The sequence below is a fragment of the Nocardia sp. NPDC056064 genome (assembly GCF_042266925.1).
Taxonomy (GTDB): Bacteria; Actinomycetota; Actinomycetes; order Mycobacteriales; family Mycobacteriaceae; genus Nocardia.
In genome coordinates, this window is the sequence record NZ_JBHJWO010000001.1 from 2552713 (window position 1) to 2570019 (window position 17307).

Genomic DNA, 17307 nt, shown 5'->3' on the forward strand with positions numbered 1-17307 from the left:
AGCCGTCGGCGAAGCGGCCCGCGATCCGCGCCGCCGACCGGATCGGCAGCACCACCTGCCGGGTGACCAGCGCGGTGATCGCCGCCAGCAGCACCACGCCACCGATGAGCATCGTGCCGCGCATCAGCGACAGGCTCGACTCCTCGCTGGCCAGCGGGAAGATCAGGTAGATCTCCAGGGTCGCCACCTCGGCGCTGGGGCTGCCGATGATCAGCGCGCGCCCGCGGTAGCCGTCCGGGTCGGCGACGGTGGTGAACTGGTAGGAGACCTGGTTGCGCTGGACGAACCGGCGCAGTTCCGGGGGCACCTCCGAGACCGGGCCGGTGGTGAGTTCCTGCGGCGGGGTGCCGCCGATCATCGCCAGCGCCGAGTTGAAGCTGCCCGCCGCGCCGGTGGACTGGCCGGTGCCACCCCGGCTCGACAGGGCCGCGCGCGCGTCGGCCAGCTGTTGCTGCTGGCTGTTCGCGTCGTGCACGCCCGAGAGCATGTTCTCGATCGTGCTGCGGGCACGATCCATCTCCTCGACGGCCGCGTTGATCTTGGCTTCGAGGAGCCGGTCGGTGATCTGACCGGTGAGCACGACCCCGAGGATCGTGATGACGATCAGCGACAGGGTCAACGTGGACACGATGACCCGCAGTTGCAGCGAGCGCCGCCACAGATGACCGAGGGCGGTCCCGATGGTCTGGAACCAGGCCAGCACCGGGGCCACCCACTGCCGCACCTGCGCGACGGCGGACTGTGCTCGTCCACCCTGCGCCGGATCGCCTGCTGGTAGACGCGGCTGTGAACTCTCGGTCACCGCGGCGCCTCACAGCGACCGATCACGGCGGTCCGGCCTTGTAACCCACACCGCGGACGGTCAGCACGATCTCCGGGTTCTCCGGGTCCTTCTCGACCTTGGCGCGTAGTCGCTGCACGTGCACGTTCACCAGGCGGGTGTCGGCGGCGTGCCGGTATCCCCACACCTGTTCGAGCAGGACCTCGCGGGTGAACACCTGACGCGGCTTGCGCGCCAGCGCGACCAGCAGGTCGAACTCGAGCGGGGTGAGCGAGATCTGCGCGCCGCCGCGGGTCACCTTGTGCGCGGGCACGTCGATGACGATGTCGGCGATGGAGAGCAGCTCGGCGGGCTCGTCCTCGGTACGGCGCAGGCGCGCGCGGACACGGGCGACGAGTTCCTTCGGCTTGAACGGCTTGACGATGTAATCGTCGGCGCCGGACTCCAGACCGAGCACCACGTCGACCGTGTCGGTCTTGGCGGTGAGCATCACGATCGGGACGCCGGAATCGGCCCGTAGCACGCGGCACACGTCGATGCCGTTCATGCCGGGCAGCATCAGGTCCAGCAACACCAGGTCGGGGCGGATCTCCCGCACCGCCGACAGGGCCTGCGTGCCGTCGCCGACCACGTGCGGGTCGAACCCTTCCCCGCGCAAGACGATGGTCAGCATCTCAGCGAGTGCCATATCGTCGTCGACGACCAGAATCTTGGGCTTCATAGTCCTATGTTGTCATCTCCCAGGCCAGGATCGGGCCGCCACGCCATTAATGGTGTGAACCCGTCGCCGTATCCAACCTTATCCGGCAAAGATTTCCGTGCAGAGGGTGAGCAGTGCGGGCCTGTCGTCATCGGATCGGTATGTCCACCACCGGCCGTACCAATCGCGGTCGGCCAGCTCACGATAGACCGCGCCGGTGCGCCGTTGCAGGCCGCCGTCGCGTTCGTAGGCGTCCAGGGCGCGGGCGTCGTCGAGTTCACCACGGCGGCGGGCACGTTCGGCGGCGACCTCGGTGGGTACGTCGAGCAGCACGGTGAGGTCGGCCGGGGGCAGCGCCAGCCTGCCGAACTCCAGATCACCGACCCAGGCGACGATTTCGCCGTCGGCGTCCTGTTCGGCGCGCGCGGCCGAATAGGCGGCGTTGGAGGCCACCCAGCGGTCCAGGATCACGATGTCGTTGGCATCCAACAGGTTCGACAGCTCCGCCGAGGCGGCCGAGCGGTCCAGCGCGAACAGGATGGCCATCGCGTTGATCGAGCCCGCCAGGTCACCGTTGCCGCCGCGCAGCGCCTCGGCGGCCAGGTCGGCGTGCACGGACCGGCCGTACTGCGGGAAGGCCATGCTGCCCGCGCGCAGCCCCTTCGCCGACAATTCGGCGATCAGGCCGTCGATCAGCGTCCGCTTTCCGGCACCGTCGAGGCCCTCCACCGCAATCAGCACGCCCATGACCGGTGAGATTACCCCCTCGGTGAGCCGACGACCCCGCCGACCCGAAGGCCGGCGGGGTCGCGTGCGCGGGGCTCAGTAGCGGTAATGCTCGGGCTTGTACGGGCCCTCCACGTCCACACCGATGTACTCGGCCTGATCCTTGGTGAGCTTGGTCAGCGTGCCGCCGAGGGCCTCGACGTGCACCCTGGCGACCTTCTCGTCGAGGTGCTTGGGCAGCCGGTAGACCTCGTTGTCGTACTGCTCCGGCTTGGTCCACAGCTCGATCTGCGCGATGACCTGGTTGGAGAAGCTGTTCGACATCACGAACGACGGGTGACCGGTCGCGTTGCCCAGGTTGAGCAGGCGACCCTCCGACAGCACGATGATCGCCTTGCCCGAATCGGTGAAGGTCCACTCGTCGACCTGCGGCTTGATGACGATCCGCGTCGCGCCCGAACGCTCGAGGGCGGCCATGTCGATCTCGTTGTCGAAGTGGCCGATGTTGCCCAGGATCGCGTGATCCTTCATCGCCTTCATGTGCTCGAGGGTGATGATGTCCTTGTTGCCCGTCGAGGTGATGACGATGTCGGCCTCGCCGATCGCCTGCTCGACGGTGACCACGTCGTAGCCGTCCATCAGCGCCTGCAGCGCGTTGATCGGGTCGATCTCGGTGACCTGCACGCGCGCGCCCTGGCCGGCCAGCGACTCCGCGCAGCCCTTGCCGACGTCACCGTAACCGGCGATGAGCACCTTCTTGCCACCGATGAGCACGTCGGTGCCGCGGTTGATGCCGTCGATGAGCGAGTGGCGGGTGCCGTACTTGTTGTCGAACTTCGACTTGGTGACCGAGTCGTTGACGTTGATCGCCGGGAACACCAGCTCACCCGCGGCGGCGAACTGGTAGAGCCGCAGCACGCCGGTGGTGGTCTCCTCGGTGACGCCCTTGACCGAGTCGGCGATGACACTCCACTTGGTCTTGTCGGCCTCGATGCTCTGGCGCAGCAGGTTGAGGAACACCTTGTACTCGGCGGAGTGCTCGTCGTCCTCGGGCGGCACCACGCCGGCCTTCTCGAACTGCGCGCCGCGCAGCACGAGCATGGTCGCGTCGCCACCGTCGTCGAGGATCATGTTGGCGGGCTCGTTCGGCCAGGTGAGCATCTGCTCGGCGGCCCACCAGTACTCCTCGAGGGTCTCGCCCTTCCAGGCGAAGACCGGGGTGCCCTTGGGCTCCTCGACGGTGCCGTGCGGCCCGACGACGACCGCGGCGGCGGCGTGGTCCTGGGTGGAGAAGATGTTGCACGAGGCCCAGCGCACTTCCGCACCGAGGGCGACGAGCGTTTCGATCAGGACGGCGGTCTGCACCGTCATGTGCAGCGATCCGGAGATGCGCGCGCCCCGCAGCGGCTGCACATCGTGGTATTCGCGGCGCAGTGCCATCAGGCCGGGCATCTCGTGCTCGGCGAGGCGGATCTCCTTGCGGCCGAATTCGGCCAGCGAGAGATCTGCCACCTTGTAATCGATGCCGTTGCGGACGTCAGCGGTGAGCTCGGTGCGCGCGGGAAGTTCTGAGGTCGTCATCAGCCTCTCCTGGTAGTCAGTACCGAGGCAAGGCTACCGCCTGACGGCGTGCGCGTTCCCCGGTCCTCGCCAGGCCGCGGGTCAGGCCGCGGCGCGGTATCGGGCCAGCAAACGCCGCGGCTTGGCGGGCGCGACATTGGCCAGCGTCAGATCGCCGCCGTAGTGGGCGGCCACCCTGGGGTCCATCACGGCCCGCCACAGCGGCGGGACGGCGGCGAGCAGGATCATCGTCGCGTAGCCGGCGGGCAGCTGCGGTGATTCCTGGCTGCTGCGCAGCGTCTGGTAGCGCCTGCCGGGGTTGGCGTGGTGGTCGCTGTGGCGCTGCAGATGGAACAGGAAGATGTTGGTGACCAGGCGATCGGAGTTCCAGCTGTCGCGCGGGGAGCAGCGTTCCCAGCGCCCGTTGGGCTTGCGTCCGCGCAGCAGTCCGTAGTGCTCGACGTAGTTGACCGTCTCGAGCAGACCCACGCCGACCACGGCCTGCAGCAGCAGCCACGGCAGGATGGCCGGGCCGAAGGCCAGCGTCAGCGAACCGAACAGCACCGCGCTCATCGCCCAGGCCTGCAGGATGTTGTTGCGCGGGCTCCACCAGCCACGACGCTGCCTGCGCAGGCGCGCGCCCTCGAGGTGGATCGCCGAGCGGAAGCCGCCGATCACGCTGCGCGGCAAGAACTCCCACAGCGACTCCCCCAGCCGCGCGCTGGCCGGGTCCTCCGGTGTGGCGACCCGGGCGTGGTGGCCCCGATTGTGCTCGACGAAGAAGTGCCCGTAGGCCGACTGGGCCAGCGCGATCTTCGACAGCAATCTTTCAGCACGCTCCACGCGATGCCCCAATTCGTGGGCCGCGTTGATGCCGATGCCGCTCACGAAGCCGACCGTGGCGGCCAGACCGAGCTTGTCGACGACGTCGAGATCGTCACCGGCCCACATCGCGCAGGCGATACCCAGCCCGATCAGCTGGACCGGCAGGAACAGGTAGGTGCACCACCGGTAGTACCGGTCGGCCGAGAGCGCCTCGTAGTCCTCGTCGCGCGGATTGTTGCCGTCCTCGCCCACGATCCAGTCCAGCACCGGAATGGCGATGAGCACGATGACCGGCCCGATCCACCAGAACACCTCGGCACCGGTGCGGTACACGAGCTGGGAAGGCAACAGCGCGGACGCCGGAGCGATCAACCCTAGAGCCCAGAGATACCGTTTGGGATCACGAAAACCCCCCGGTTTGCCAACCGTTTGCACACCCGCTCCGCTGTAAAAAAGACCATTCGCCGACCGAGTGAAATAGTGACAGACCGTAGGCGCGTTACACAGCGTCAGCTTCCTAAACGTGGTGACGGTTACACAGTGGCGAATCAGAGCTCGTGAGATGTCTCAGTGATCCCGCTCACCGGTTGGGTCCCGGATGCCGCGTACCTGCACGATCGCCTCCACGTACGGACCGAGCAGCGCGCTCATCTCCGCGGGGGCGTCGCGCTCGGGCACGGGCGGATTCGGGATGTAGCTGAGCGCGATGCGCACCAGCGCGTGCGCGAGCACGTCGGCCTCGGTGTCGGTGGCGTCGACCCAGCTGTGCACGAAGACCTCGGCCAGCCGCGCGGTGGCGTGCTCGAGCAGCGGGCCCGCGTCCAGGGTGATCAGGCGCAGCAGGTCCGGCTTCATCTCCCCGGCCAGCAGCGAACGCACCAGCGGGTCGGCGGCCGCGGCCAGGAAGAAGCCGGTCATGCCGACCCGGATGGCGGCGCGGGCGTCGCCGACGTGGGCGTAGAGCGCCTCGCGGACGTGGTCGACGAGCTCGTCGGCCAGCCGCAGGGCATAGGCCTGGGACAGGCCGGAGCGCGAGCCGAACTCGTTGTAGAGCGTCTGCCTGCTGACTCCGGCCCGCGCCGCGACGTCACCGAGGGTGATCTTGGACCAGTCCCGTTCGGTGAGCAGGTCGCGCATGCCGTCCAGTACCGAGGTGCGCAGCAGTTCGCGCGCCGCCTCCTGGTACGGGATGCGCCGACCCGTCCGCGGCGCTCCCACGTTCACGAACGTTCGATCTCGACCATGAAGAAGTCGGACTTGCGGGCACCGCAGTCCGGGCAGGTCCATTCCTCGGGGATGTCGTCCCAGCGGGTGCCGGGGGCGATGCCGTCGTCGGGCCAGCCCTGCGCCTCGTCGTACTCGAAACCACACTGGGCACACTGGTAGAGCTTGTACGGGGTCACTGCGGAACTCCTACTGCCTCGAAGTCGATCTTCTCCCGGACCCCGCAGTCCGGACAGCACCAGTCCTCGGGCACCGAGGCCCACGGCGTGCCTGCCGGAAAACCTTCGCGCGGGGCACCTTTCGTTTCGTCGTAGACATAATCACAGACCGGGCACCGATAAGAACTCATGCCGGATTCTCCGTTCCGTACCGCGCCAGCACCTTGTCGCGATGCCTGGGCTCGATGTTCGCGCGCGTGACGTCGCCGTCGTAGTGCGCGAGGACCCGCTTGTCCATGACCCGGCGCCAGATCGGCGGGAAGTAGCCGATCAGGATCATGCTGGCGTAGCCGCTGGGCAGGTTGGGCGCGCCGTCCCAGCTGCGCAGCGTCTGGTAGCGCCGGGTCGGGTAGGCGTGATGGTCGCTGTGGCGCTGCAGGTGGTAGAGGAAGATGTTGGTGACGATGTGGTCGCTGTTCCAGCTGTGCGTGGGCGCAGGCCGCTCGTAGCGCCCGCTGGGGGTCTTCTGCCGGACCAGGCCGTAGTGCTCGAGGTAGTTCACCGACTCGAGCAGGCTGAAACCGATCACCGCCTGCAGGATCAGGTACGGCAGCACCTCGATGCCGAAGACCGCGATCAGGCCCAGCCACAGCACCACCGACATGGCCCAGGCGTTGAGCACGTCGTTGCGCAACGTCCACGGGCTCTTGTCCAGGCGGGCCAGGCGGTCCTTCTCGAGGTGCCAGGCCGAGCGCAGGCTGCCCCAGACCGTGCGCGGCCAGAACGCCCAGAAGCTCTCGCCGATGCGCGAGCTGGCCGGGTCCTCCGGCGTGGCGACGCGCACGTGGTGGCCGCGGTTGTGCTCGATGTAGAAGTGACCGTAGAAGGACTGGGCCAGCGCGATGCGGGCCAGCCAGCGCTCCAGGTCGACCTTCTTGTGCCCGAGCTCGTGCGCGGTGTTGATGCCGATGCCGCCGATCATGCCGACGCTGATGGCGATGCCGATCTTGTCGACCACATTGGCCCCGCCGGGGAAGCCCAGCCAGTGCAGGTTGTCGGCGGTGATGATGTAGCAGGCGAAGATCAGCGAGGCGTACTGGAACGGCAGGTACAGGTAGGTCAGGTACCGGTAGTACTTGTCGTTCTCCAGGTACTCCATCACCTCGTCGGGCGGATTGTCGCCGTCGGGACCGAAGAACAGGTCGGCCAGCGGGATCACCAGGTAGACCAGCACCGGGCCCAGCCAGAACGGGACCTCGGCCAGCCGATGCCAGCCGAGCTGGTTGAGGCCCCAGATCAGCGGGATCGCGATCGTGAACAGGCCGGTCGGGGCGAACAACCCCCACAGCCAGAGGTAACGCTTGGAATCACGCCACTGCGGCGGCGCGACCCGCTGCTCGGACGTGTTGGCATCGGTCGACATCGTCGTCTCCTTCTGAGGCACATCTCACAGCTGTGATGTGCGTAACTCTCTGTCACAGACGATAGGTCCCGAATTGTCCGGCGTCTAGACAAATCCGCAGATTTGTAAAGTTGCAACGGCGAGATAACGAAAAGACGGTCACGCCCGGGTGGGCGTGACCGTCTTTCGGGTCCGGTCAGCGACCGGTTATGGCAGCAGCAACACGTCCGCGCCGGGCGGTAGCCCGGAGACCGGCCACCAGCGCAGATCCGTCGATTCGGCACTGCGCACCGGCACCGCGCCGGGCGGGGCGACGATCTCGAAGAGCAGGTCCAGATGCCGGGTCGGCACACCGAGCGAGCAGGTGATCGGATGCGCCTGCGCGGCGTAGAGACCGGGGGTGAGCACCAGGTCCGGAATGCCCGACTCCTCGACCGCCTCGCGCAGTGCCGCGTCGGCGACGGTCTCGTCCCCGGGCTCGCAGTGCCCACCCAGCTGGATCCACCGGCCGACCCGGGGGTGCAGGGTCAGCAGCACCTCGGAGCGGTCGTGCGAGAACACGATCGCCGAGGCGGTGATGTGGCCGGGCGCGTGCTCACGCAGGCAGCCCCTCGGGGCCGAGCCGAGGAAGGCGAGCATCGCCTCGCGCAGCGAATTGTCCTGTCGTGCTTCGGGTTTCCACGCGGTGAGCAGCTCGGTCGCCGAGGCGTGCAGCGACTCCGCGCTCACAGCTCCACCAGGCCGGGGCCGGGCGCGCCGACGGTGCGGGGGGTGGGCTCCTCGAGCGGATGACCGATGGCGATGGCGCCCAACGGGTTCCAGTCGGCGGGCAGGCCCAATACCTCGCGGGTGACCTCCGGGGCGAAGATCGTCGAGCCGATCCAGCAGCTGCCCAGACCGTCGGCGGCCAGCGCCACCAGCAGGCCCTGCACGGCCGCGCCGACCGCGACGGTGAACATGGTCTGCTCGGCGGCCTGCCGACGCGCGTCGGGGTAGTCGTGCGCGCCGTCGGGCACGCAGAACGGGATGATCACCTCCGGCGCGTCGGCCAGGATCTGCCCACGCGCCACCCGGCGCTGCACCCGTTCGGGGTCGAGTCCGTCGGCGGTGAGATCGGCCCGCCACTTGTCGGCCATGGCGGCGAGCAGGGCGGCGCGCTTGGCCGGGTCGCGCAACCAGACGAAGCGCACCGGGTGGGTGTGGTGCGGCGCGGGCGCGGTCAGGCCCGCCGCGACGGCGGCCCTGATCCGTTCCGGGTCCACCGGCTCGGCGGCGAAGGCGCGCACCGAACGGCGCAGCGGCACAGCCTCTTTGCGGCCCTTCTCGATCGACTCGGCGGTGCCGAGCCAGAACAGGTCGTCGACGCCGCCGCGCAGCAGCGCCGCCGCGCTCGAGCCGTCGTCGTCGATCGGCAGCCCGCGCACCACGGCCACCGGGACCCCGCCGAGCTTGCCCTTCACCAGGTCGGCCGCGGCGGCCAGTTCGTCGGCGATCGCCACCTGGGTGACGAACAGTTCGTTGCCCTGCCCGTCGACCGCGCCCGCGTAGTCGTGCAGCACCCGCAGGCCCGCGGCGCCGATGGCCGCGTCGATCTGGCCGTTGCGCCAAGCCCGGCCCATGGTGTCGGTGATGACCACCGCCACGTCCACGCCCAGGCGGGTCGCCAGGGCGGCCCGCAGCGCCTTGGCGCTGGCGTCGGGATCGGTGGGCAGCAGCACCAGTTCGCCCTCGGCGACATTGGAGCCGTCGACACCCGAGGCGGCCTGCACGATGCCGAGGCGGTTCTCGGTGATCAGGGTGCGGCCCTTGCGCGCGAGCACGCGCACGGCCTCCTGATCGACGAGCGCGCGCCGGGCGGTGTCGCGTTCCTCGGGGTCGGTCGGCGCGGCCACGATGCGGCCCTCGGCCTTGGACACGATCTTGCTGGTGACCACGAGGACGTCCCCGTCGGCGAGCCACGGTGCCTGTGCCGCAAGGTGTTCGGCGATGTCGTCGCCCGGGCGGAACTCCGGCAACCCGGTGACGGGCAGAATCCGCAGCTCCCCGGCAGCGTGATCTGACGGTGCGCTCATGCCTTCACCCCCGCGAGTTCCAGTGCCGCGCGGGCCATTTCGGCCGTCGCCTCGGGATCGGTCATCAGCAGCGGCACGCTGCGCACCTCCACGCCGGGAACCTCGGCCGTATCGGTGGAGTGCACCAGCCAGCCGTCGAGGATGCCGGTGGCCGAGCGGGCACCGTAGTGGCGGCCGATCGCCTCGGCGGTGGACTCCACCCCGATCACCGACAGGCACTCGTCGGCCATGCCGCGCAACGGCTTTCCGTCGATCACCGGCGCGAGGCCGACGACCTTGGCCTCGGTGGTGCGCAGCGCGCCCCGGATACCGGGCACCGCGAGGATCGCGCCAATGCTCACGACGGGGTTGGACGGGGCCAGCAACACCGCGTCGGCGGAGCTTATGATTTCGGTCACATTCGGTGCCGGAGAGGCTTGTTCGGCGCCGATCGAGGCAAATCCGTGAGTCGGCAGCGCCGCGCGGTAGCGCACCCACCACTCCTGGAAGTGGATCGCGCGACGTTCGCCGGCGTTGTCGGGATCGCTGACGACGACGTGGGTTTCGCATCGATCGTCGGTCGCCGGGATGAGCTTGACGCCCGGCTGCCAGCGGTTGCACAGCGCCTCGGTGACCGCGGAGAGCGGGTATCCGGCGCGCAGCATCTCGGTGCGGATGAGATGGGTGGCGATGTCGCGATCGCCCAGACCGAACCAGTCGGGCTGGGCGTTGTACTTCGCCAGCTCCTCCTTGGCGTGCCAGGTCTCGTTCGCGTGGCCCCAGCCACGCTCGGGATCGATGCCACCGCCGAGGGTGTACATGCAGGTATCGAGGTCGGGACAGATCCGCAGACCGTGCATCCACACGTCGTCGCCGACATTGACGATGGCGGAGATCTCGGCGTCGGGCAGCAGTTGCCGGACGCCCTGGAGGAACCGGGCACCGCCGACGCCGCCGACCAGGACGGCGATCTCGGGCTTGCGCACCGCGTGTTGTGCAGTCACGAGATCACAGCCTAGTGAGTGGCGGCGCGGGGGTGCTCCGGCGCCGAGGAAGAGCGAAGTTGCTGATCATTTGCCACAGCACATAACAAGATCAACACGAAAGGCGGGTCCGGAGTGTAACGGAAGGGTGACGGCGGGTTGACCACGCGTAAGTGCGGCGTGTCTAATCACAGACATGTCATTCCGGTCACCGCGAGAAGGCATAGCGCGGGGGCGTTTGCGAGAGGGTGTTGGCTCGCCGGAGGACAGGTTCGGGGAAGCCCGCGAGACGACATCGCGGTGTTGTGCCGTCGGGGTTCGTATCGGTCCGACGGAAAGAATCATTCTGCGCTAACACATAGTGAGGAGGCGGAACGATGACCGAAGATATGGTCTCGCCGACCGATTCCACAGCAGGCGCAGCTCATGCTGTCTGCGCCGAGGTGAGCTGGCAGGAACCGGACGTGGTCACCGAAGTCGCGGCGCCCCGGCTGAGTCTGGTCGTGACGGGCTTCGACGAAATGTTCGAATCCATCGAAGAGCAGTGGCAGGAACGCGCGCTGTGCGCCCAGACCGATCCCGAGGCGTTCTTCCCCGAGAAGGGCGGCTCGACTCGCGAAGCCAAGCGCATCTGCATGGGCTGTGAAGTACGTGACCAGTGCCTGGAATACGCACTGGCACACGACGAACGCTTCGGCATCTGGGGTGGTCTCTCGGAACGAGAGCGCCGCAGGCTGAAGCGCGGAATCGGTTAGAGAATCGTTCGAAAGTAGACTCTGAGGCCTGGCCCGGAGCACACGCAGGCGCAGTACGTCGGTGTCTCCGGGCGAACGCCCAGCAGTCGCGTCGCAGGTCTTCGACGCCGGCGCGGGTACCACCCAGTACACGCGAGAGAGGCGGACAAGACGATGGCACGCTCCCGGCGTCATTTCCCGGCGCCCACCGCACGATCGGTGACCCGTCGCGGCCGCGGGGTTCGAGGCCCCATGCTCCCGCCGACGGTACCCGCCTGGCGCACCAGGGGGCAGAAGTTCGACCGGCTGGTGCTCGAGGCCTTCGCACCGCTGGACACCCGCTGGCACGACCGGCTCACCAAGCTCGACATCGCCGTCGACGACGTCCCGAAAATCCGTCCGCTGCACCCCGATTCGGTCACCTGGCCGGACGAGGTGGTCGCCGACGGCCCGGTGCCGCTGTCGCGGCTGATTCCCGCCGGAGTCGACCGGCACGGTGCGGCCACCCGAGCCAGGGTGGTGCTGTTCCGCAAACCGCTCGAACTGCGCGCCGCCGACCCCGACGATCTGGTGGAACTGCTGCGCGAGGTGCTCGTCCAGCAGATCGCCACCTACCTCGGTGTAGACCCCGATCTGATCGATCCGGAACCCGAATGAGGGCGTGTCCGTATCCCCTTTTGCGAGCCGGAGGGTTAACCTCGACATCGTGATCCCCATGCGTCGTTGCTGCCGACCCGGCTGCAAGAACCCGGCCGTAGCGACGCTGACGTATGTGTACTCCGACTCGACCGCCGTCGTCGGACCGCTGGCCACCGTCGCCGAACCGCACTCCTGGGATCTGTGCGAAACCCACGCCTGCCGCATCACCGCCCCGAAGGGCTGGGAACTGGTCCGCCACGAAGGCGGCTTCTCCTCGAGCTCCCCCGACGACGACGATCTCACCGCCCTGGCCGAGGCCGTCCGCGAGGCGGGGCTGCGCCGCCGCCCGTCCGACCCGGACCAGCCGGGCTACGCCGAGTCGGCTCCCCCACGCACCGGCCGCACGGGCCGCCGCGGGCACCTACGCGTGCTACCCGATCCGTAGGCCGGGCCCGCGCGAAATGCGCTCGGGTGGGTGCCTGGTCACTATCAGGTCACTGCGCCGTTTAGGGTAGGAGTCATGACGACTGTCGCGCGCTCCAGCGAACTCGTGAACGCCGTGATCAAGGCTTATGACGTCCGCGGGGTGGTGGGCGAACAGATCGACGCGGGGTTCGTCGCCGATGTCGGCGCCTCCTTCGCCCGGCTGATGCGGGCCGAGGGCGCCACCCGGATCGTGATCGGCCACGACATGCGCGAGTCGTCGCCCGAGCTGTCGCGGGCCTTCGCCGACGGCGTACTGGCCCAGGGCCTGGATGTGGTGCACATCGGCCTGGCCTCCACCGACCAGCTCTACTTCGCCTCCGGCAAGCTCGGCTGTCCCGGCGCGATGTTCACCGCCAGCCACAACCCGGCCCGCTACAACGGCATCAAGCTGTGCCGCGCCAACGCGCTGCCGGTGGGCCAGGACACCGGCCTGGCCACCATCTCCGCCGAGATCGTCGCCGGCGTGCCCGCCTACGACGGCGCCCCCGGCACCGCCACCAGCACCGACCTGCTGGCCGACTACGCGAGCTTCCTGCGCGAGCTGGTCGACCTCGACGACATCCGGCCGCTGACCATCGCGGTCGACGCGGGCAACGGCATGGGCGGCCACACCGTCCCCGCGGTGCTCGGCACCCTGGGCCCGGTCACCATCGTGCCGCTGTACTTCGAGCTCGACGGCTCCTTCCCCAACCACGAGGCCAACCCCCTCGATCCGAAGAACCTGGTCGACCTGCAGGCGCTGGTGCGCAGCAGCGGCGCCGACATCGGCCTGGCCTTCGACGGCGACGCCGACCGCTGCTTCGTCGTCGACGAGCGCGGCGAGCCGGTCTCGCCCTCGGCGATCACCGCCCTGGTGGCCCAGCGCGAGCTGGCCAAGGAGCCGGGCGCCACCGTCATCCACAATCTGATCACCTCGCGCGCGGTGCCCGAACTGGTCGAGGAGCTGGGCGGCAAGCCGGTGCGCACCCGGGTGGGCCACTCGTTCATCAAGCAGGAGATGGCGGCCACCGGCGCGGTCTTCGGCGGCGAGCACTCCGCGCACTACTACTTCCGCGATTTCTGGGGTGCCGACTCGGGCATGCTGGCCGCGCTGCACGTGCTGGCCGCCCTCGGCGAGGGACAGCGGCCGGTCTCGGAGCTGATGGCCGCCTACGACGTCTACGCGGCCTCCGGCGAGATCAACTCCACCGTGGCCGACGCCGCCGCACGCACCGAGGCCGTGCTGGCCGCCTTCGCCGACCGCACCGAATCGGTGGACCGGCTCGACGGGGTGACCGTGGACCTGGGCGAGCACGCCTGGTTCAATCTGCGCGCGTCCAACACCGAACCGCTGCTGCGGCTCAATGTCGAGGCCGGATCGCAGGCCGAAGTAAACGCCATCGTGACCGAGATCCTGGGCATCGTCCGCGCTTGATGCGGGAAAATGAAACCAGTGCAGGTGGAATCGCATGGTCGGTCCCGGGAATCTCACCATCGTCGGCGCCTGACTGGAATAGTGGAATCACAGACGACACGGTGCGATGAGGGGAGGTGGACTCGGCGATGATCGCTGGAACACCGGTATTCGACCTCGACGATGCCGCATCGCTGGAGGCGGCCGACACCGGCGGCGCCCTGCGCTCGGCGGCTTCCGGCGGCGCCCAGGTGCGGGCGACGGCGGCCGCGGTCGCCGAGACCGCGCTCACCGAACGCCTGGCCGATCTGCGACCGCGCAGCCTGGTGCTGGTCACCGGGTCGGGACGGGCCGCGCGCGCGGCGGGCCTGCTGGTCGCCACCCTCGGTGACCGGGCCGGGCTGCCGATCGTGCCGGTCACCGCGCTGCCGCCGTGGGTGGGCCCACTCGACGTGGTGCTCGTCGCCGGCGACGACGCGGGCGATCCGCGCCTGATCGACGCCGTGGACCGCGCGCTGCGCCGCAGCGCCGAAGTGGTGGTGGCCGCGCCCAACGAGGGACCGCTGCGCGCGGTCGCCGCGGGTCGCGCCATCGTGCTGGAGCCGCGCGTGCCGGTGCTCGACCACAACCGGCTGCTGCGTTTCCTCGCCGTCGGCATCGCGGTGCTGCGCGCGGTCGACGCCCAGCGCAGCGTGCCCGCCACCCCCGATCTCACCGAACTGGCCGACATGCTCGACGCCGAGGCGCTGCGCGACGGGCCGCACAACGAGGTCTTCCACAATCCCGCCAAGACCCTGGCCGCGCGCATGCACGGCGTGGGCGTGGTCCTGGCCGGTGACTCCCCCGCCGCCGTCGAGCTCGCCGCCCACGGCGCCGAGGTGCTGCTGCAGTCGGCGGGCACGCTGGCCGCGGCCGCCGATCTGGCCGATGCCGTCGCCTCGATCGGCAGGCTCACCGAGGCCGCGGGCACGGCACCGGGCTTCGACCCGCTGTTCCACGACGAGGAACTCGACGGCCCGGCCCCGGTCGACCGGGTGCGGGTGCTGGCGCTGAGCGTGCACCCCGACCAGGCGGCCGCGCGGCGCAAACTGGCGGTCTTCGACGGCGCGGGCGCGGGTCTGGTCGACGCGGATCTGGTGCACGCCGATGTCGACGTGCTGCAATCCCAGCTCGCCGAACCCGGCGTGGCCCCGGCCCAGGAGAGCGCGGCGGCCACCTCCGCCGCCGGTGGCGGGCACGGCAGCGAGATCGAGCAACTGGCCGTGCTGGCGCTGCGCCTGGACATGGCGGCGGCCTATCTCCGACTCCTGGAGGCGCGCGGCGCGACCGCGCCCGGCCCGGACCGATTCCACGACGGGGGACGCTACTAGTGCAGGAACTCGTTGGTGCGCTGCGTTCTTACGCCTGGGGATCGCGCACCGCGCTCGCTCAGCTGTGCGGCCGCCCGGTGCCCTCGGCCCATCCCGAGGCCGAACTCTGGTTCGGGGCGCACCCGGCCGACCCCGCCCACGTGCGGACCGTCGACGGCAAGCTCTCGCTGCTCGAGGTGGTCAGCGCCGACCCGATCCGCGAACTCGGACCGGCCGCGGACACCTTCGGCACCCGGCTGCCGTTCCTGCTGAAGATCCTGGCCGCCGAGGAACCGCTGTCGCTGCAGGCCCACCCCAGTTCGGCGCAGGCCAAGGCGGGCTTCGAACGGGAGAACCGCACCGGGGTGCCGCTGGACTCGCCCATGCGCAACTACCGCGACGACAGCCACAAGCCCGAACTGGTCGTCGCGCTGGACCGGTTCGAGGCACTGGCCGGATTCCGCGACCCGCACCGCACCGTCGAGCTGCTGCGCGCGCTCGCCGTGCCCGGTCTCGACGTCTACGCCGGACTGCTTGCCGCCCAGCCCGATTCGGCCGGGCTGCGCACGCTGTTCACCACCTGGATCACGCTGCCACCCGCGGCGCTGTCCACCCTGCTGCCCGCGGTGCTCGAAGGCTGCGTGCGCTACCTGTCCGGGCGTGGTCCGCGCCCGTTCGCCGCCGAGGTGCGCACGGCGCTGGAACTGGCCGAGGTGTATCCCGGTGACGCGGGCGTCCTGGCCGCGCTGCTGCTCAACCGGCTCACCCTCGAACCCGGCCAGGGCCTGTTCCTCGATGCCGGGAACCTGCACGCCTACCTGCGTGGCGTGGGCGTGGAGATCATGGCCAACTCCGACAATGTGCTGCGCGGCGGGCTCACCCCCAAGCACGTCGACGTGCCGGAACTGCTGCGGGTCCTCGATTTCGAGCCGGTCGACCTGCCGGTGATCGAACCGGAGCCCGGCGCCGACGGCGGGGTGCGGTATCGCACGCCCGCACCGGAATTCGCGCTGTGCCGCTTCGACCTGCCCGCCGACGGCGACGCGGTGGTGCTGGCCGACGCCGGGCCGGGCATCGTGCTGTGCACCGCGGGCACGGTCGAACTGTCCCAGAACGGGCGCACCCTCACCGTCGAGCGCGGCAGCGCGGCCTGGATCTCGGCGACCGACAGCGACATCCGCGCCCGCGCGGTGCGCGGGCCCGCCCAGCTGTTCAACGCCTGCGTGGGCACCGGGCACTGAGCCGGAGCGCGCGGATCGCCGTGCGCCGCCTAGGCTGTTGCGGGCACGAAGGTGTTCAGCGAAGCGGAAGGGCGGGCGGATATGTCGGCTGGTGGTGGTAAGAAGGCGATCATCGCCGCGTTGACGGCCAACGCGGGAATCGCGGTGTCGAAGTTCGTCGGCGCGGCGATCACCGGATCGGCGTCGATGATGGCCGAGGCGGTGCACTCGGTGGCCGACACGGCCAACCAGGGTCTGCTGCTGTTCGGGCAGCGCGCGGCCGCCAAGGACGCCGACGAACTGCACCAGTTCGGCTACGGGCGCAACCGGTACTTCTATTCCTTCGTCGTGGCGCTGGTGCTGTTCACCCTCGGCTCGGTGTACGCGATCTACGAGGGCATCCACAAGATCCAGCATCCCGAGGAGCTGAGTCAGCCGATCGTCGCGATCGTCATCCTGGGCATCGCGATCGGGCTCGAGACCTTCAGCTTCCTCACCGCGGTACGGGAATCCAAGCCGCTCAAGGGGTCCGCGAGCTGGTGGCGGTTCATCCGCAACTCGCGCAGCCCCGAACTGCCGGTGGTGCTGCTCGAGGACACCGGCGCGCTGATCGGTCTGGTCCTGGCCTTCGGCGCGGTGGGGCTCACCGTGGTCACCGACGACCCGATCTACGACGGCATCGGCACCCTGTGCATCGGTGTGCTGCTCGGTCTCATCGCGATCGTGCTGATCGTGGAGATGAAGAGCCTGCTCATCGGCGAGGGCGCCACTCCCGAGCAGGACCGCGCCATCCGCGACAATCTGGTCGACGGCACGCTGATCACCTCGGTGATCCACCTGAAGTCGGAGTACCTGGGACCGGAGGAGATGCTGGTCGCGGCCAAGGTGGCCATCGCGCCGGGGCTCGACATCGCCGGGGTCGCCGAGGCGATCGACGCGGCGGAGATGCGGGTGCGCACGGCGGTGCCGACCGCGCGCCTCATCTATCTCGAGCCCGACCTGTACCGCACGCTGTGACGTCGGCGGCTGGCGCCGCGGGGTTTTCGGCCGACACCGGGGGTGAAGTCGACGGGGCC

Annotated in this window: 18 protein-coding genes and 1 pseudogene; 7 read left to right on the top strand and 12 right to left on the bottom strand. The window is 69.4% G+C overall.

Features of this window, described 5'->3' with window-relative positions; all coding sequences use genetic code 11:
* From ACFC06_RS11670 to cofD, 12 genes and pseudogenes are all read right to left on the bottom strand, one after another.
* A pseudogene (locus ACFC06_RS11670) lies at nt 1-700 on the bottom strand (two-component sensor histidine kinase); the annotation flags it as partial.
* A 124-nt stretch (nt 701-824) separates the two neighbouring features.
* Nucleotides 825-1502 carry an MtrAB system response regulator MtrA gene (gene mtrA, locus ACFC06_RS11675; protein ID WP_019048752.1) on the bottom strand — a complete coding sequence of 226 codons (678 nt, stop codon included), beginning with the start codon at nt 1500-1502 and terminating at the stop codon, nt 825-827.
* A 78-nt stretch (nt 1503-1580) separates the two neighbouring features.
* Nucleotides 1581-2228: a dTMP kinase gene (locus tag ACFC06_RS11680; RefSeq protein WP_375929707.1), complete on the bottom strand. Its 648-nt coding sequence runs from the start codon at nt 2226-2228 to the stop codon at nt 1581-1583.
* A gap of 75 nt (nt 2229-2303) precedes the next feature.
* On the bottom strand, nt 2304-3788 hold the full coding sequence (gene ahcY, locus ACFC06_RS11685) for an adenosylhomocysteinase (RefSeq protein WP_375929708.1): 1485 nt from the start codon (nt 3786-3788) through the stop codon (nt 2304-2306).
* Nucleotides 3789-3869: 81 nt separating this feature from the next.
* Complete coding sequence (locus ACFC06_RS11690; protein WP_375929709.1) at nt 3870-4964, bottom strand: alkane 1-monooxygenase; 1095 nt, start codon at nt 4962-4964, stop codon at nt 3870-3872.
* Between the two features lie 195 nt (nt 4965-5159).
* On the bottom strand, nt 5160-5810 hold the full coding sequence (locus tag ACFC06_RS11695) for a TetR family transcriptional regulator (RefSeq protein WP_375929710.1): 651 nt from the start codon (nt 5808-5810) through the stop codon (nt 5160-5162).
* 2 nt (nt 5811-5812) lie between these two features.
* A complete protein-coding gene (locus tag ACFC06_RS11700; RefSeq protein ID WP_375929711.1) occupies nt 5813-5995 on the bottom strand; it encodes a rubredoxin in 183 nt (60 codons plus the stop codon).
* Nucleotides 5992-6165, bottom strand: a complete 174-nt coding sequence (locus ACFC06_RS11705) for a rubredoxin (protein ID WP_375929712.1) — start codon at nt 6163-6165, stop codon at nt 5992-5994. Before ACFC06_RS11705 ends, ACFC06_RS11700 begins: the two co-directional genes overlap by 4 nt.
* Nucleotides 6162-7397 carry an alkane 1-monooxygenase gene (locus ACFC06_RS11710; protein ID WP_375929713.1) on the bottom strand — a complete coding sequence of 412 codons (1236 nt, stop codon included), beginning with the start codon at nt 7395-7397 and terminating at the stop codon, nt 6162-6164. Before ACFC06_RS11710 ends, ACFC06_RS11705 begins: the two co-directional genes overlap by 4 nt.
* A gap of 186 nt (nt 7398-7583) precedes the next feature.
* Nucleotides 7584-8105: an NUDIX hydrolase gene (locus ACFC06_RS11715; protein WP_375929714.1), complete on the bottom strand. Its 522-nt coding sequence runs from the start codon at nt 8103-8105 to the stop codon at nt 7584-7586.
* Entirely contained in the window at nt 8102-9448 is a 1347-nt protein-coding gene (locus tag ACFC06_RS11720; protein ID WP_375929715.1) for a coenzyme F420-0:L-glutamate ligase, read from the bottom strand. The genes ACFC06_RS11715 and ACFC06_RS11720 overlap by 4 nt, the downstream gene beginning before the upstream one ends.
* Nucleotides 9445-10431: a 2-phospho-L-lactate transferase gene (gene cofD, locus ACFC06_RS11725; protein ID WP_375929716.1), complete on the bottom strand. Its 987-nt coding sequence runs from the start codon at nt 10429-10431 to the stop codon at nt 9445-9447. Before cofD ends, ACFC06_RS11720 begins: the two co-directional genes overlap by 4 nt.
* Before the next feature lie 500 nt (nt 10432-10931).
* Here cofD and ACFC06_RS11730 point away from each other — a divergent pair, with 500 nt between their 5' ends.
* The 7 genes from ACFC06_RS11730 (at nt 10932) to ACFC06_RS11760 (ending at nt 17248) form a co-directional block, all read left to right on the top strand.
* Nucleotides 10932-11165, top strand: a complete 234-nt coding sequence (locus ACFC06_RS11730) for a WhiB family transcriptional regulator (RefSeq protein ID WP_085999665.1) — start codon at nt 10932-10934, stop codon at nt 11163-11165.
* A gap of 153 nt (nt 11166-11318) precedes the next feature.
* Nucleotides 11319-11801 (top strand): metallopeptidase family protein, encoded by a 483-nt coding sequence (locus ACFC06_RS11735; protein ID WP_278263341.1) that lies wholly within the window; start codon nt 11319-11321, stop codon nt 11799-11801.
* Between the two features lie 58 nt (nt 11802-11859).
* Entirely contained in the window at nt 11860-12228 is a 369-nt protein-coding gene (locus ACFC06_RS11740) for a DUF3499 domain-containing protein (RefSeq protein ID WP_375935409.1), read from the top strand.
* A 75-nt stretch (nt 12229-12303) separates the two neighbouring features.
* The gene (locus tag ACFC06_RS11745) at nt 12304-13683 is read left to right on the top strand and encodes a phosphomannomutase/phosphoglucomutase (RefSeq protein WP_375929717.1); all 1380 of its coding nucleotides are present in this window, start codon (nt 12304-12306) and stop codon (nt 13681-13683) included.
* A gap of 128 nt (nt 13684-13811) precedes the next feature.
* Nucleotides 13812-15032 carry a tobH protein gene (locus ACFC06_RS11750; protein WP_375929718.1) on the top strand — a complete coding sequence of 407 codons (1221 nt, stop codon included), beginning with the start codon at nt 13812-13814 and terminating at the stop codon, nt 15030-15032.
* Entirely contained in the window at nt 15032-16252 is a 1221-nt protein-coding gene (manA, locus tag ACFC06_RS11755; protein ID WP_375929719.1) for a mannose-6-phosphate isomerase, class I, read from the top strand. The genes ACFC06_RS11750 and manA overlap by 1 nt, the downstream gene beginning before the upstream one ends.
* A gap of 81 nt (nt 16253-16333) precedes the next feature.
* Nucleotides 16334-17248 (top strand): cation diffusion facilitator family transporter, encoded by a 915-nt coding sequence (locus ACFC06_RS11760; RefSeq protein ID WP_375929720.1) that lies wholly within the window; start codon nt 16334-16336, stop codon nt 17246-17248.
* Nucleotides 17249-17307: the final 59 nt, after the last annotated feature.

Excerpts from the sequence above, each read along its gene's own strand:
- mtrA (WP_019048752.1), bottom strand. The coding sequence starts at position 1,502 with ATGAAGCCCAAGATTCTGGTCGTCGACGACGATATGGCACTCGCTGAG.
- ACFC06_RS11680 (WP_375929707.1), bottom strand. The coding sequence starts at position 2,228 with ATGGGCGTGCTGATTGCGGTGGAGGGCCTCGACGGTGCCGGAAAGCGG.
- ahcY (WP_375929708.1), bottom strand. The coding sequence starts at position 3,788 with ATGACGACCTCAGAACTTCCCGCGCGCACCGAGCTCACCGCTGACGTC.
- ACFC06_RS11705 (WP_375929712.1), bottom strand. The coding sequence starts at position 6,165 with ATGAGTTCTTATCGGTGCCCGGTCTGTGATTATGTCTACGACGAAACG.
- ACFC06_RS11710 (WP_375929713.1), bottom strand. The coding sequence starts at position 7,397 with ATGTCGACCGATGCCAACACGTCCGAGCAGCGGGTCGCGCCGCCGCAG.
- ACFC06_RS11720 (WP_375929715.1), bottom strand. The coding sequence starts at position 9,448 with ATGAGCGCACCGTCAGATCACGCTGCCGGGGAGCTGCGGATTCTGCCC.
- ACFC06_RS11730 (WP_085999665.1), top strand. The coding sequence starts at position 10,932 with ATGTTCGAATCCATCGAAGAGCAGTGGCAGGAACGCGCGCTGTGCGCC.
- ACFC06_RS11735 (WP_278263341.1), top strand. The coding sequence starts at position 11,319 with ATGGCACGCTCCCGGCGTCATTTCCCGGCGCCCACCGCACGATCGGTG.
- ACFC06_RS11740 (WP_375935409.1), top strand. The coding sequence starts at position 11,860 with ATGCGTCGTTGCTGCCGACCCGGCTGCAAGAACCCGGCCGTAGCGACG.
- ACFC06_RS11745 (WP_375929717.1), top strand. The coding sequence starts at position 12,304 with ATGACGACTGTCGCGCGCTCCAGCGAACTCGTGAACGCCGTGATCAAG.
- ACFC06_RS11750 (WP_375929718.1), top strand. The coding sequence starts at position 13,812 with ATGATCGCTGGAACACCGGTATTCGACCTCGACGATGCCGCATCGCTG.
- ACFC06_RS11760 (WP_375929720.1), top strand. The coding sequence starts at position 16,334 with ATGTCGGCTGGTGGTGGTAAGAAGGCGATCATCGCCGCGTTGACGGCC.